This window comes from Nostoc sp. CALU 546, from assembly GCF_048836525.1.
The window spans coordinates 103986-119096 of record NZ_JAWJTF010000004.1 but is presented as its reverse complement, the minus strand read 5'-3'; the positions used below and the strand labels follow the sequence as shown (position 1 = coordinate 119096).

The following is a 15111-nucleotide window of genomic DNA, read 5'->3' as shown; positions in this document are numbered from 1 at the left end:
ACCCAAGTCTTTTATTTTTAGCTTACGCTTAAACTACCTTTATTTCCTCTTGGGTCTATATCCCACTTAAATTTATAGTTCACAAACCTTCTATTATAGCTCCTAGTGCCAAAAGTGACGATCGCACAGATTCCGTCAAACCAACGACCCCTGTAATATTCATGCCTTCATAAGGTCTAGGAGTTCTGAGAATTTTCAGACATTCACCTGTTTCGACATTCCATAAGCGGATGGTCTGGTCTTCACTGCTGCTAGCAAGAATTGGACTTTTAAGCGGAGAATGGATAAATGCGATCGCAAAAATCCATCGTGTGTGTCCAATCAATACTCTCAAGCACTTCCCAGTTTTCATATCCCAAATTCTCACGGTTTGGTCGGTTCCCCCGCTTGCCAGCACACAACCATCAGGACTGGCAGCACTGATCACAGCATGAGTATGTCCTTCCAAGGTTCTTAGACATTGGCAAGTCTTGAAATCCCAAATTTTGATGGTTGTATCTTGACTGGTACTGTGCAAGGTTTGCCCATCTGGACTAAATTTAGCTGACCACACGCCGTTCGTGTGCCCACGAAAAATTTTCAAGCATTCCCCTGTAGCAACATCCCAAGCTCTAATTAGGGAATCTGCACAGCAACTAATTAGCATCTTGCCATCAGGACTATAAACAAGTGATGAGACAATATTAGTGTGATTACATAACACACCCAGGCATTTCCCAGTATTGACATCCCAAATCCGTACCTGCTTGTCACTACCACTACTGGCTAAGGTTTGTCCATCGGGACTGTAGGTAACTGAAAGTAGCCAGTTTCTATGACCCCGTAAGACTTGCAGGCATTCTCCTGTCTCTATGTCCCAAATTCTCACTGTTTCATCTGCACCGCCACTGGCAATGGTATTACCTTGGGGATGAAAAGCTACGGTTCGTACCCAATTAGTATGACCAGTAAAGGTTTTGATACACTTACCAGTCTGAATATCCCATAGTTTAACTGTTTGGTCTTCACCACTGGCTAAGACTTGGCTGCGGTCATTTTCATCAAGTGGAGAGGTCGCTAATGCCCACACACCACTACCATGTCCGCGAAAAGTTCGGAAACACTGTCCTGTATGAATATTCCAGAACTTAACAGTTTGGTTGTCATCACTGGCAATCAAGGTTTTTCCATCTGGAGTGAATGTCAGCGATCGCACTGTGTGGGTGTGCCCTGACAAGGTTTTCACACATTCTCCAGTGTAAATGTCCCACAAGCGAATTGTTGTATCAGCACTGCCACTAGCTAAAGTTTGACCATCAGTACTACAACCTACACACCAGACATGGGCTGTATGACCTTGGAGAGTTTGCAAACACTGCATTGCTTCTAAATCCCAAATCCTCACAGTGCCATCAGCGCTACCACTTACCAGCATTTTGTCATCGGCATTAAATGCTACAGACCACACAATACCCGTGTGTGCTTGCAGGGTTTTCTGGCACTCACCTGTATTGAGATGCCAAAGTTTGATAGTATGGTCGGCGCTACCACTTGCTAAAGTTTTACCATCTTTACTCAGAGCGATCGCCCAGATCCAATCTGTGTGTCCTTCAAGACTTTTCAGACATTCACCTGTCTGAATATCCCATAATTTAACCGTTTGATCCATACCACCACTGGCAAGGACTGAATAGTTTTCTTGCCGAGCCTGGGCTACAGACCAAACAAAGCCTGTGTGCATCCTGAATACTTGTAGGCATCGACCTGTGAGATCCCATTGTTTAACAGTTTGGTCATCACTGCCACTAAATAAGGTTTGTCCATCGGCACTAAATACAATAGAACGCACCCAACCTGTGTGTGCTTCCCAGGTTAAGCATTGCTGTCCATCTGTTGTTTGCCATAGGGAAATTTGACCAAGGGTATCCCCGATTGCCAGAAGACTGCCATTTGGACTAACTGCTAGTGTAAAGGTATAGCTGAGATTTGCCGTAAAAGTAGATTTAGTTAAATCTGAGTAGGCGAAATTGGTTTGGTGTAAATTCACACCTTTTAAATCAGCTTGCCAAATCGTCAAACTAGAAAAGTTGCGATCGCTTAAATCTACTTGCAGCTGATGAAGTAAATTAATCGTGTTTCCGCCCACATAACCGGCATCTATTGGTTTTTTGCCACGAAGTGATCCCAGAATTGTCATCAGTTGAGCTTCAATCCGATTTGCAGTTCCGAACAAAGAAAGCAACTTTTTAATTACAGGGTTGAGGATTAAGTAAAGTTGAATTTCTTTGATATAGTCTTTCGCCGTCGCTTTCATCAGTGCATGGCTTTTGAGAAGAGAAATGTTTTGAGTTTCAACTTCAACACAAACCTCTTGAATCAAACGACTAGTAATGTACTCCATCAACACAGGCTGTAGTGTGAATAAACCACTACCTTTTTCAATTAGGCTGCGTCTTTCTAAAGCTGACAATGCTTCTAGGAGTTGAGAAGACGCAATCAAGGATAATAAATCAGCCTGTATTTCGGGAAAATTTACAGGTTCGCGGTTGATTGCCAACCAATACATGACTGATTTTTCTAAAGCTGATAAACGTTGAAACTGTTGTTCGAGCAAATCTTGAATATCACCGAATACAACAGTACCTTGAGCAAGAAAATTAGAAATATTACTATCAAATAAATCCCGGATTGTGGTTGCTACAATCTTCAGCGCCAGTGGATTACCTGCATAGGATTGAATTAGAGTTTGCCATTCATCAATTGAACCAATAAAGCTACCTTTGCAGCTAAAAATTGCTTGTCCATCAGCAATTAATAAACCAGATAATTGCATAGTTCTAACAGGCAACTTTTCGCCTTCAATTACCGCCACCTCTTTAGGCTTTTCTCGACTCGTCAGCACCAAACAGCTTTGGTGGCGAAACTCACCAATTCGCTTAAAAAGCTCACCATACCCTTCGTAACCAGAGCGATATTGACCTGTTCGACCCTCATTACTGGTTAAGATTGTCTCTGCATTATCGAGAATTAGCAGACAGCGATGTTTTTGGAGATAGGTAAGCAGTCGAGAAATGCGATCGCTCACAGATTCGGGTAAATCTCCCTGCTGTTGGTGAGAGAGAACTTGAATCAAGCTAGTGAGTAGCGCTTCAATGGTAGGGGCGTTATAGAGCGATCGCCAAATAACATACTCAAAGTTTTCCTGAAGTTTCTCACTCAACTTCACAGATAAAGAAGTTTTACCAATTCCCCCAATCCCCAATAGTGCCACTAACCGACAACGGTCTTGATTAATCCACTGCTCTAAGGTGGCAATTTCTTGGAAACGTCCGTAAAAAATCGAAACGTCGAGCGCTTCACCCCAGTCTTGATAAGTTTTTATGGGATTATCAGGCTTGATTTCTCCAGTATTGTTCTGACGAGAACACCATCTTCTCAAAGACGAACGGAGGTTATCTTTAGTAACTTTCTCACCCATCGCCTTAGAGAGCATTTTCCAGAGTCGAAAGCCAACAATTTTGATGTAGTCGGCATCATAATCAAACTTTTCAGCAATCTCTGGATATGTTTTCTGTTCCCATGACTGTCGGAAAATAATTTCTTGCAAGTCATTTAGAGGTGTTTTTCCCAGAATTATTTCAACAATGGCTAAGGCTTCTTCGGCAGTCATTTACCCAGAGGTTGCTTACTAAAGTTAACTTCAACTTGTAACTTTCAATAACTATTAGTTACTGCAAAGATTTAGCAACTTTTTTAAGATGCTATCAGTTGTTGATTCCTAACGAACAACAACTTTAAATCATCAACAAAATCATTGAAATTATTCTAAACTATGACTACTACCTTACAAAGACGCTCTAGCGCCAATGTCTGGGAGCGATTCTGTGAGTGGATCACAAGCACCGATAATCGTCTATACATCGGTTGGTTCGGTGTCCTGATGATTCCCACCCTGCTAACAGCTACCACTTGCTTCATCATCGCCTTTATTGCTGCACCCCCCGTAGATATCGATGGTATCCGCGAGCCTGTTGCTGGTTCTTTGATTTATGGCAACAATATTATCTCTGGTGCGGTTGTTCCTTCTTCCAATGCGATCGGCTTACACTTCTACCCCATTTGGGAAGCAGCTTCTTTAGATGAGTGGCTTTACAACGGTGGCCCCTACCAGCTAGTAATTTTCCACTTCTTAATTGGTTGCGCTTGCTACATGGGACGGCAATGGGAGTTGAGCTACCGCTTGGGAATGCGTCCCTGGATCTGTGTAGCTTATAGCGCTCCCCTGGCTTCTGCGACTGCTGTCTTCTTAATTTACCCCATTGGTCAAGGCTCTTTCTCTGATGGTATGCCTTTGGGTATTTCTGGAACCTTCAACTTTATGTTGGTGTTCCAAGCTGAACACAATATCCTAATGCATCCATTCCATCAGTTAGGTGTGATTGGTGTGTTTGGTGGTGCTTTAATTTCTGCGATGCACGGTTCTTTGGTGACTTCTACCTTAGTTCGTGAAACTAGCGAAACCGAATCTGCAAACTACGGCTATAAGTTCGGTCAAGAACAAGAAACCTACAACATCGTTGCGGCTCATGGTTATTTGGGACGGCTATTTTGGCAATATATCAGCTTCCAAAACTCCCGATGGCTGCACTTTGTCTTAGCAGCTTTACCTGTGATTGGTATCTGGTTTACTGCTTTGGGTATCAGCACGATGGCATTTAACTTGAACGGATTCAACTTCAACCAGTCTGTCATCGACTCCCAAGGGCGCGTAATTAACACTTGGGCAGATGTGATTAACCGTGCCAACTTGGGTATGGAAGTAATGCATGAGCGTAATGCTCACAACTTCCCTCTAGATTTGGCTGCGGGTGAAGCAGCACCAGTAGCTTTCAATGCCCCTGCTATCCACGGCTAACGTTTAACTGTCATTTTTTATAAGTGCTTACCCCGGCTTACTTTGTTGAAGCCGGGTTTTTTAACGTCTTTCTATCTGGGAAAGCGGCCGCCAAAGGCACTGGTAAAGCGGCTTTCGGTTGTATCGCTCACTTGAACGAAATTCTTACCCAGTATGATTTGGTTATCGCTTCTCCAAGTTTAGAAACTGGGGTCAGCATTGACATTAGAGGTCATTTTGACGCTGTTTGGGGAATATTTCAGGGAGTACAGCCGGTTAACTCTGTACGTCAGATGTTAGCAACACTACGGGAAACTGTGGTCACACACATACAAAAATCAAGCAAAAAACTCAAAATCTTAATTAAATTTGAATATATGGTCTTTTCCTGACAAAATTGCTATTTACTTTACGAATACTTCAATATACACGTATTTTTTCTATAGGACTCATATTTGATTTTTGAACAAAACTCAGTATACCTTTATTCCTCTTTCCCAGTCCCCAATCCCCAGTCCCTTACCTCTACGAGTGATTCAGAAATCAAATCGGATTGCTATAGTAAGATTGTGAACTTTTCAGTAGATTTTCGATGCTTAAGTAGACATAAACTACGCTATTTTGCTAAATTACTCACACAACTTTTGCATAAACATAATAGCTAGGACTTACGCATTGACAGAAAATCCAAAATAGCAGGTGTAGTTTTCAAGGCTTATAGCAAGATTTTTCAATGATATTTTGGGGATCACAACCAATCAAGGGAGATTGATAAAAGCCTGAAACAACGTATTTACGTTGACACACAAGATAATTATTTTTACAGTGCATAAACATAATAACTTTACTTAAATTTAGAAGCTAAGTAAGCATTTGCACTGAATATAAGCTTTATTTACAAAATTCTAAATGCAGGCAAGTTGCTTTTGCTCGCAGTTTTTAAAGCTGCGGACAACTTATTCTACCTGCCCTATTTGGTATCCGCGTACTAAGAAATTTATCTAAGATTGTCATATGCCAGATTTAACAACAAGGCAAATCTTCACATTTGCCAATAGCATTTATTTGCTATCTGCTCCGGGTACATGGGGATCTACTCAAGTGGAAGCTCAAAGTTTTGGTGGTAATCTCGTCACCATTAACGATAGCAAAGAACAGACTTTCTTGGCAGGCTTATTTGCTAATCGAAATCCGTGGATTGGTCTTTCTGATGCTGCATTAGAGGGTGTATTTACTTGGGCTGGGGAACAGAGTGCTTATCAAAACTGGATACCGGGACTACCAAGAACTGATAATATTAGAGACTTCGTTTATTTGAGTAGTTCTGGCTGGAATCATGACGTTCAAAGTACTAATCGTAGAGGTATTATTGAAATCAAGAACCCCGCTACCCCGATTTTGGTAACTGAAGATTTGGGGATAATTGAACCTGCAACTGGCAGCAAACAAGTTCAATTTAAAGTCAAAGTCTTCGGCAGCAGTAGCCAGTCCATAAAGGTAAATTACAGTATCACTCCTGATACGGCCTTATCTGGCATCAACTACTTAAACACCAGTGGTAGTCTCACTTTTAATCCTGGAGAAACAGAGAAACTCATCAGTGTCACCATCCGCAATGATGGTGAAGCCCTCAGTGGTAAACAATTTTTTGTCAATCTGAATTCACCAACCAATGCCATCTTAGGAGATAATCAGGCGATCGCTACAATTTATGAAGCTAGTAACGTAGTGACTTTTGGTGGCAAGACTTATCTATTATCAAAAGCAGGTAGTTGGGGTCAAGCACAAGTAGAAGCTCAAAGTTTTAGTGGTAATCTCGTCACCATTAACGATGCCAAAGAGCAAACTTTTTTGGCTGGCTTATTTGCTAATCAAAATGTGTGGATTGGTCTTTCTGATGCCGGAAAAGAGGGAACATTTAACTGGATTGGTGAGCAAAGTGCTTATCAAAATTGGATACCAGGGCTACCCAGCACTGACCAAATTAGAGATTTTGTTTATTTGGGTAGTTCTGGCTGGAATCATGACGTTCAAAGTACTAATCGCAGAGGCATTATTGAGATTCCCACCCCTGTTTCTGTTCCCATTCCCGATCTGACTGGAAGGCAAATATACACTTTTGGTGATAGTGTTTATCTGTTATCACAAGCGGGAAGTTGGGGATCTGCCCAAGTGGAAGCTCAAAGTTTTGGTGGTAATCTCGTCACCATTAACGATGCCAAAGAGCAAACTTTCTTGGCTGGCTTATTTGCTAATCAAAATTCATGGATTGGTCTTTCTGACGCTGGTAAAGAGGGAATATTTAACTGGTTTGGTGAGTCCAGTACCTATCAAAACTGGATACCAGGACTGCCCAGTATTGACCAAATTAGAGACTTCGTTTATTTGGGTAGTTCTGGCTGGAATCATGACGTTCAAAGTACTAATCGTAGAGGTATTATTGAAATCAAGAGCCCCACTACCCCGATTTTGGTAATTGAAGATTTAGGGATAATTGAATCTAGTAGCGGTACGAAAGAAGCTGTTTTTATTATCCGTCGTCATGGCAATACTAGTAATAGTGCAACTGTGAAATACAGTACGTCTAATAATACTGCGCTTGCTGACAGTGATTATCAAGCAACTAGTGGTACGTTGAATTTTGCGCCTGGACAGAATGTACAAACAATTAGTATTACTATCCTCAAAGATGCTGACACAATTAGCGCAGAAAGCTTTTTTGTCAATCTGAGTTCACCAACCAATGCTATTTTAGGAGATAATCAGGCGATCGCCACAATTTATGAAGCCAGCGACGCAGTTACTTTTGGTGGCAAAACTTATCTATTATCAAAAGTAGGCAGTTGGGGTCAAACACAAGTAGAAGCTCAAAGTTTTGGTGGTAATCTCGTTACTATTAATGATGTAGCAGAACAAACTTTTCTATCTGGTAAGTATGCCAGTCAAAATCCGTGGATCGGTTTTTCTGATGCCGGGAAAGAGGGAACATTTAACTGGATTGGTGAGCAAAGTGCTTATCAAAATTGGATACCAGGGCTACCCAGCACTGACCAAATTAGAGATTTTGTTTATTTGGGTAGTTCTGGCTGGAATCATGACGTTCAAAGTACTAATCGCAGAGGCATTATTGAGATTGCCAACAACATTAACTTAATTGGCAGCACAGGTAATGATTCCCTCTTCGGCACCGAGGGAAATGATACTCTCGATGGCAATGCAGGGAATGACATCCTGATTGGTAAAGCAGGTAATGATAATCTGATTGGTAAGGCTGGAAACGATAGCCTAATTGGTAACAGTGGCAACGATACTCTCAATGGTGGTACAGGGAATGATATTCTAACTGGCGGTAGTGGTGGAGACCGCTTTAGCTTTAATTTTCGCAATGAAGGTATTGACACAATAACTGATTTTAGCGTTATTAATGATCTCATCACTGTTTCTGCATCTGGTTTCGGAGGCGGTTTGGTTGTAGGTACGCTGCCATCAGCACGGTTCATTATCGGAACAGCTGCTATAAATGCTAGCCATCGATTTATCTATGACAATACTAACGGCAAACTATTCTTTGACATAGATGGATTAGGCGGATCAGCACAAGTCCAAATAGCTAATCTCAGTACCGGACTAGCCATGACTAATGCTGATATTGTTGTCATAGCTTAGTTTAGTTTGTTAGAGAGAGCAAAAACGGCATTGCATAATAGAGGGATAGGATTGAGGTCATTTACTATGCAATGTCTATATTTCATCAATTTCTATTGCAAATTATGCTTCTATCCTAGAACGGTAAAACTAACTTGAGAGTCGAGATTAAAGCTTTAATTGTGTTTGCTAAAAAGACAATCTCAAACGATTTTTCTACGATTCCAAGATACCTCTAGTGGTCTGTCAGTTTTCTATTTGTGGGTAAAGACGGTTGAGGCGGATGCGAGCATCTGCGGTTGAGAATTGCCAATCCACCGACAATTGCTTGCGATTGCGCTGAATGTACCAAGCAGATGTTTCTCGTTCTAAAGTTTCACGATCTGGAGTTCGTCTATCCAAACATTGTCGAGTTAATGCCGATAGTTCGTTCTCAGCAATATTGAGCCAACTACCATGTTTAGGTGTAATAGTCACGAAGCTTATCGTAATAATCATCCTGCCAGTTGGTTGACACTACTTCAACTATTAGTTTGACCGAACTAGCATTATGGATAATCGAAGGTTAGTAGCTTTAGTTCCGATTGTGTTTGACTCATAAAAGTTAGTGGATTTATTTTTACTGTTCAATTATCCTTTTTATTATGCTAACGAAGCGATGATGCTCCCTTTGAAGGCTGAGTCCTCGTGTAAACCCTGTAACCCACAGCGTACCCCAATCTCAGCCCCAGCGATCGCCGTTTCTATGTCAATTGAACAAGTTTATTTAATTTTGAGAGATTACCAACAGCTAGTCTCCATAATCGGCTCGGCTATTGGGATAGCTGATAGTGAACCAATATGGAACGCATACCTGGGGCAGTGGCAGGTTTGGGTTAACAATGGATAGTAGGTGTACGTCTGTGATGTGCGATTGCCTGGTGGGGGTGTAGATCGATAAAGCTTTGGTAAAGAGTCGAGTTAATTCATGCTTTAGATTTAGTCTCTCCAGCTTTTTTAGAGGCAGCAATTGCACCAACTCCAAACAATAGACCTAGCAGGGAAGTGGGTTCAGGTATTGATGTAGATGAAGAACTCAGGGTAATATTGGCAGCAGAATCTTGATAGATGTATGTTCCTGCCCGTCCGACTTCACCCGTCAAGCTAATTTCAGAGCTTGAAGTTTTTTCTAAGGTATATCTTGGAGCATCAAAAGCAATGCCAAAATCAACTACTAAATTCCAATTCGACCCAGTGCTATCTAAAATTGTTGAAGGTATGCTATCACATCCGTGGCAACTTAAGATACACTCACTACACCAAAAAGTTCTGCGATGCCTGCGGTGTTCTCGAAGAATCGCTCAAGCCCAAAAATAGGCAATTCTATTAAAGAATTACTCAATACCCTCACGAGTGATGAGCATTGCAGCGTGATGCTGGAGTTTGAGGATGTTTGCCCGGACAAATTTGCTCAACTGCTTGTCGATGCGCCGCAATGGATTGATAAGTTCGTTCAAAACATTCAATATCTTTGGATCTGTGACTAAATTCGGTTCCATATTCATTTGACACAATATCACAGTCAATACCCCCTAATATTAGATGGGACGGCTCAAAGTCGTTTGAACTTTTTCTGGAGAAATCTCAATGACCATTTCAATGTACCAAGCTTTAATACCCGTGTCTATTCGCACACTAAATAACCTTATAAACATTCTTGAAAAAGGTGCTGCTTATGCTGAAACTAAAAAAATAGACCCTTCTGTGTTGATTAATAGTCGTCTATCCCCAGATATGTTTCCATTATCAAAACAAGTGCAGATTGCCTCTGACATAGTAAATAGAGGTGCTGCACGGTTAGCAGGAATAGAACCACCTAAATTCGAGGACAATGAAACTACATTTGGTCAACTTATTGACCGCATTCAAAAAACTATTTCTCATTTAAATACTTTTAAACCTGAGCAAATTGACGGTTCAGAAGAGAGAGAAATTACCCTACAGATGCGTGACAACACTCTCTCTTTTCAAGGAATGCCATTTCTCTTATATTTTGTTTTACCAAATCTTTATTTCCATGTCACAACAGCGTATGACATTCTTAGGCACTGCGGTGTAGAACTTGGCAAAGGAGACTTTCTTGGTCAGCCTTAATCGGAGCCATATCTAACGTCATTATTGCTATTCGGTATTGCATGAAATTCTCTACTCTCTTTGAGGGCGTTTGAAAAGTATGTTTTGTATCAAAAGTAACGTAGCCAACCCAGAGCAACGAAAAACTAGGATTCTTCCTTTTACTTTGTGACGCTCAGAATGGCGAACTGTAACTATCTTGAGCTTTTCAAACATCCTCACCAATTAGACAGCCAGGGTCTGCAAAGGCGATTTGATAAAGAATTTTTAAGAAATTAACATTCTTCAGAAAAGGAAAGACGTAATGCTGAAGTAATCTCCAAATGGCTAGCATCTGTAATGTACTTCATCCATGTCGAAACCTAATTATTAGTTTTTCAATTTTTTGGAGTAGAGGATAATGTTGAAATTCACCTGTTTTATGATTGTCGGGGCAGTATTGTCAATCAATACACCCGTTGTGGCTGAAAGTCCTGCGGTTAATAGTCGTGCGGTTAATATCAGTATTGGCAGTATTGGTGGTTCCTTAGATAATGCCGCTTTGCGAACAGTTCGCCAGGTTATCGGGTTTGCAGTCGGCACTAGTACCGTCGATAAATTCATTGTATATAGCCCCAAGTCCGGATCTATTCCCATCGAAGGAGGTTTATCTGCTTGTGCTGAAGCTGGCTTCGGGATCAGCAATACAAGATTTAATGCTTTTATCCAAGAATTGCGTTCAATTAATCCCAAACCAGGGACTTTCTACAATATAGAACTTACCGCAACCTGCAAACCGAGATAAGAATGTCGTTTGCACTCAAGCGCCGTAGGATGGGCTTCCCCCGCATTTCTCACTCTTCTCAAGGCGTTTGATGGAGCAGAAGATAAGTAATGAGTAATGAGTAATGAGTAATGAGTAATGAGTAATAAGTAATGAGTAAAAACTTCTTACTTCTTACTCATTACTTATTACTTCTCCCCGGCACAAATGCAGGCTTTAAGAGGTGTGGTGAGAAATCCGGGGGAAGCCCATCCATCAAGTTATACTCTACGCGATAAACGCAAAACTCCATATTTTGAAATTGGAGATGTAACATCAATCTTGATTTTAATCAGGTTTAACTGATTGGCTATTGCCTCCATCCTGTCAGCCTTTCTGATCTGGCATTAAATAGTTATTATGCAGCAGTATTCAGCATTCTTGATGCGTAGTGGTAAGAAGACATGATTAAAAAGACAAAATCAAAGCAGGAAGTGCTTGAACTAGCCCACAAGCATAATTTGACTATCCAAGAAGACTCACTGCAATTTAATGAATCGGGTCTTGATTTTCAAGTTGTGTTAGCAAGGGACACTGATGGAGAACGCTGGATTTTGCGTCTTCCTCGGCGGGAGGATGTTCTACCGTCGGTGGATAAGGAAAAACGCACGCTGGAACTGATTGCCCCTCTTCTCAATGTGCAAGTGCCACAATGGACTATTTGCACAGATGAACTCATTGCTTACCGGGCATTAAACGGTGTGCCAACAGGCACAATTGACTCAGAAGCAAAAGCTTATGTGTGGGAAATTGATCCAGCAAATCCACCTGATCAGTTTCATAAATCGCTAGCTAAGGGGATTGCCTCTCTTCATCAAATTAGCATTGAGGAAGCACGCGCAATTGGTCTTCCCATTGAAACCGCTGAAGAAGCACGTGCGGCGATGAAACAGAAGATGGATGCAGTGAAGGATGAGTTTGGTGTTGGTGAAGAGTTGTGGAACCGTTGGCAATCTTGGCTCCAAAAAGATGAGGTTTGGACGAAAGAAACAGTGTTAACTCATGGTGATTTACACGCTGGGCATATTTTGATTGATGCCCAAGTACAAGTAACTGGCTTCATTGACTGGACTGAGGCTGCCGTCACTGACCCAGCCCGTGATTTTGTCGCCCATTACCGCACTTTTGGTGAAGACGCTCTGAATAAGCTGATATTGGCATACGCCGAGGCAGGTGGACGTATTTGGTCGAAGATGGCAGAACAAGCGATTGAACTGGCTGCTTCTTATCCCATAGCCATCGCGGAATTTGCGCTGAAGTCAGACTTGGATGAATATAAACAGATGGCTAGACAATCACTTGGCGTAAGTACTAACAATATTTTTAGGTAATCGCCCTTACCTCAAAACAAAAAATCACCCAGCTATATCCTTCCCACTCTTGTAGTTCATAGCTCTGGGTTTCCTCTTGCCTATAGGGACTATTTTCGATTGCTTGGGTGCTTGTGGTGGACGGCATGTTTCACAGTAGAGCGGTCGCACACCAAAGGTTTCTCGTTGTTTGTGTGGGTTGTTCACATTGCTTACACACAAAGTTAAAAACGCGAGTATGAATTTCCCGCTTGTGCGCTCTGACGGTGTACTCTCGGACATCAATTGTTTTGCTGGGCATTGACTAAAAAAATAGCTCTACTTCTTAATAATAGAGAATTCAGAATTTAGGAGTCAGGAGTCAGAATTGAATTTTTTATTGTTCAGTTTTGTTTAAGAGCCTGTCAAGAAATAACTTTTACAATTTATTGTCTAAAAAGCTTGCTGAGAAAGCATTTATAACTCAAAAAAGGCAAGGTTGTTACCTGACAATCTCTAAGTACTGATAACCAGATATACACAACGTCTATCACCCGCCAAAATGTGTTCAATTCGTTCAATGCTCACATCGTCACCTAAAGCCGCTTGAAAGATTTCTAACTCCATCCGACACAGCCCAGTGCAAGCAGTTGCCACCGCACAAATGGGGCAATGCTTTTCAGCGAGGAGAAAAGTGCCGTCAGCTTGAGCCGTGACCTCTGCCATGTAGCCTTCCTCAGTTCGCCGCACTGCTAACGCTTCTAGTTGCTGTTGAAGCGGAGCATGCCTCGGCACGATCGCTCGATACGCTTGAATTTGTTCGCGAGTTCTGACTTCCAGTAACCGATCAAATCCCTGTTCACCAAATGCCTGTTTCATTGAGTTAATCAGACCTAACGTTAACTCAGCGTAGCGATCAGGGAAGAAACGATCAGCAGCAGGCGTTAACTCCCATAACTTGGCAGGCCGTCCCATCGGACGTGCTTGTTCCTGGTACGTCACCAATCCTTCTTTTTGCAAAGCGTAGATATGCTGCCGCACTGCCATTGCGGTGATGTTCAAATGGGAGGCGAGCGTTTCCGCATCTAACGCTCCTTCTTGTTTGAGATATTGGACGATCGCCCGTCGAGTCCGAACGCTAGTTGATTCTGCTTTCATACTTAACAAATTAAAGAAAAAGCTTTACAAAGTCAAGTTAATACCAATTTAATATGAAGCTGCATAGAAAAGAGCTTCTAGGATAAAATTATAAGAAGAGGCAGAAATCACCTGCTCAAAAGTAAGTTGGTCGAATAATTCTTGGATGCGATCGCGTAAAGCGTGTAAAGAAGAGAAAAGGTGATTTTTGAGAGGTTTTTTCAGGAATTGCCAAAGTCTCTCAATGGGATTGAGTTCAGGGGATGATGATGGTTGAAACAGAGGAATAATATTCTCCGGCCAACGGATCTTTGAACTGGTATGAGCAGGCGCTTGATCAATCTGTAAAATTGCATAATCCGAGCCTAATTGCACAGATAGCCAGTCTAAGAACTGTTGAAAACACTCACCATTGAGTTTTGGGTACTCATAGAGAAAATGATCTCCAGTCAATGGTTCAATTGCACCATAAATCCAAAAGTTATCTCTTGGCCATATCACCTTAACAGTGGGCTTGACTCCAGAAGCTGTAATCACTTTTCCTGTAAGAGTTTTGAGTCCAACCCTAGTTTCATCCTGGCACAGGTAGCGAACACACTTGCCGGGTGCTAAATGTTTTTCTAGACAATTAAGAATGATTCCGAGTTTTTTTTAAATTCAGATACCAATTTCTCGTCTTGGTTATGGCTTTGAGGGCGAGGCACTTTTAGTTTTGCCCCTAATCGATATCGAACCCACGCATAAACCGTTGCATACTCTATATCTTGTCCGTGTTCTTTTTTTAACCACTCAACTATTGCACCATAGCTACTAAAGCCTTTTCCTGTTTTTAACTCCTCCTCAAGTGCTGCGATCGCAGGATCATCGATTTTCCGTTTTGCTCCTGGTGCCTTTTTGATTTCTAATAAGCCTGATATCCCATCAGTTCTGTACTTCTGCAACCATCTCGTGACCGTTGAAGTATCTTTTGCCAAGCGTTTTCCGATTTCTTGCTGCTCCTTAACCTGCCCGCTTTTTATCCACCACAGCATAATAAGCTTTTCTTTCTGGTTTCCTAAATTCGCTGTTTGTAGACGTTTTTTAAGTTCTTCTTCGCTCTCTGCGATTTCAATCTTAAAAGGGCGGCTCATGGTTATTTTAATTTATCAAGTTTGTTTTCTCCACTATATGCAGCTTCATATAAAATTGGTATAAGCACTTATGATTCTTACTAAAGGTTTTTCTTTATAAAGTCGCAACTTCTCAAGTTGGTG

The 15111-nt window shown here is 41.6% G+C and carries 12 protein-coding genes and 4 pseudogenes; 7 read left to right on the top strand and 9 right to left on the bottom strand.

Features of this window, described 5'->3' with window-relative positions:
• Positions 1-79: 79 nt before the first annotated feature.
• Positions 80-3649, bottom strand: coding sequence for an NB-ARC domain-containing protein (locus RRG12_RS03440; protein ID WP_420758358.1), 3570 nt, complete (start codon positions 3647-3649; stop codon positions 80-82).
• A 162-nt stretch (positions 3650-3811) separates the two neighbouring features.
• Between RRG12_RS03440 and psbA the strand changes: the two genes are divergently transcribed.
• The 3 genes and pseudogenes from psbA (at position 3812) to RRG12_RS03425 (ending at position 8539) form a co-directional block, all read left to right on the top strand.
• Positions 3812-4894: a photosystem II q(b) protein gene (gene psbA, locus RRG12_RS03435; RefSeq protein WP_420758357.1), complete on the top strand. Its 1083-nt coding sequence runs from the start codon at positions 3812-3814 to the stop codon at positions 4892-4894.
• A 110-nt stretch (positions 4895-5004) separates the two neighbouring features.
• Positions 5005-5205, top strand: a pseudogene (locus tag RRG12_RS03430) (hypothetical protein); the annotation flags it as partial.
• A 682-nt stretch (positions 5206-5887) separates the two neighbouring features.
• Positions 5888-8539: a lectin-like protein gene (locus RRG12_RS03425; RefSeq protein WP_420758356.1), complete on the top strand. Its 2652-nt coding sequence runs from the start codon at positions 5888-5890 to the stop codon at positions 8537-8539.
• 225 nt (positions 8540-8764) lie between these two features.
• Here the strand turns inward: RRG12_RS03425 and RRG12_RS03420 are convergent.
• A pseudogene (locus RRG12_RS03420) lies at positions 8765-8986 on the bottom strand (IS630 family transposase); the annotation flags it as partial.
• Between the two features lies 1 nt (position 8987).
• Positions 8988-9080, bottom strand: a pseudogene (locus RRG12_RS03415) (Uma2 family endonuclease); the annotation flags it as partial.
• A gap of 45 nt (positions 9081-9125) precedes the next feature.
• Here RRG12_RS03415 and RRG12_RS03410 point away from each other — a divergent pair.
• Positions 9126-9407: a hypothetical protein gene (locus RRG12_RS03410; protein ID WP_069070553.1), complete on the top strand. Its 282-nt coding sequence runs from the start codon at positions 9126-9128 to the stop codon at positions 9405-9407.
• A 76-nt stretch (positions 9408-9483) separates the two neighbouring features.
• On the opposite strand, the gene RRG12_RS03405 is transcribed toward RRG12_RS03410, so the two are convergent.
• Positions 9484-9660: a PEP-CTERM sorting domain-containing protein gene (locus tag RRG12_RS03405; RefSeq protein WP_420758355.1), complete on the bottom strand. Its 177-nt coding sequence runs from the start codon at positions 9658-9660 to the stop codon at positions 9484-9486.
• Positions 9661-9891: 231 nt separating this feature from the next.
• Entirely contained in the window at positions 9892-10056 is a 165-nt protein-coding gene (locus RRG12_RS03400; protein ID WP_176727011.1) for a hypothetical protein, read from the bottom strand.
• An 88-nt stretch (positions 10057-10144) separates the two neighbouring features.
• Here RRG12_RS03400 and RRG12_RS03395 point away from each other — a divergent pair, with 88 nt between their 5' ends.
• The 3 genes from RRG12_RS03395 (at position 10145) to RRG12_RS03385 (ending at position 12763) form a co-directional block, all read left to right on the top strand.
• Positions 10145-10651, top strand: coding sequence for a DUF1993 domain-containing protein (locus tag RRG12_RS03395; protein WP_420758354.1), 507 nt, complete (start codon positions 10145-10147; stop codon positions 10649-10651).
• A gap of 379 nt (positions 10652-11030) precedes the next feature.
• On the top strand, positions 11031-11414 hold the full coding sequence (locus tag RRG12_RS03390) for a hypothetical protein (protein ID WP_069070556.1): 384 nt from the start codon (positions 11031-11033) through the stop codon (positions 11412-11414).
• A 422-nt stretch (positions 11415-11836) separates the two neighbouring features.
• Positions 11837-12763 (top strand): macrolide 2'-phosphotransferase, encoded by a 927-nt coding sequence (locus tag RRG12_RS03385; RefSeq protein ID WP_420758353.1) that lies wholly within the window; start codon positions 11837-11839, stop codon positions 12761-12763.
• Positions 12764-12787: 24 nt separating this feature from the next.
• On the opposite strand, the pseudogene RRG12_RS03380 reads toward RRG12_RS03385, so the two are convergent.
• From RRG12_RS03380 to RRG12_RS03365, 4 genes and pseudogenes are all read right to left on the bottom strand, one after another.
• A pseudogene (locus tag RRG12_RS03380) lies at positions 12788-13043 on the bottom strand (hypothetical protein).
• A gap of 194 nt (positions 13044-13237) precedes the next feature.
• Entirely contained in the window at positions 13238-13879 is a 642-nt protein-coding gene (locus RRG12_RS03375; protein WP_420758352.1) for a helix-turn-helix transcriptional regulator, read from the bottom strand.
• Between the two features lie 48 nt (positions 13880-13927).
• Positions 13928-14494 carry an IS630 family transposase gene (locus RRG12_RS03370; RefSeq protein ID WP_420758396.1) on the bottom strand — a complete coding sequence of 189 codons (567 nt, stop codon included), beginning with the start codon at positions 14492-14494 and terminating at the stop codon, positions 13928-13930.
• The gene (locus RRG12_RS03365; RefSeq protein WP_420758351.1) at positions 14479-14988 is read right to left on the bottom strand and encodes a helix-turn-helix domain-containing protein; all 510 of its coding nucleotides are present in this window, start codon (positions 14986-14988) and stop codon (positions 14479-14481) included. Before RRG12_RS03365 ends, RRG12_RS03370 begins: the two co-directional genes overlap by 16 nt.
• Between the last annotated feature and the right edge of the window lie 123 nt (positions 14989-15111).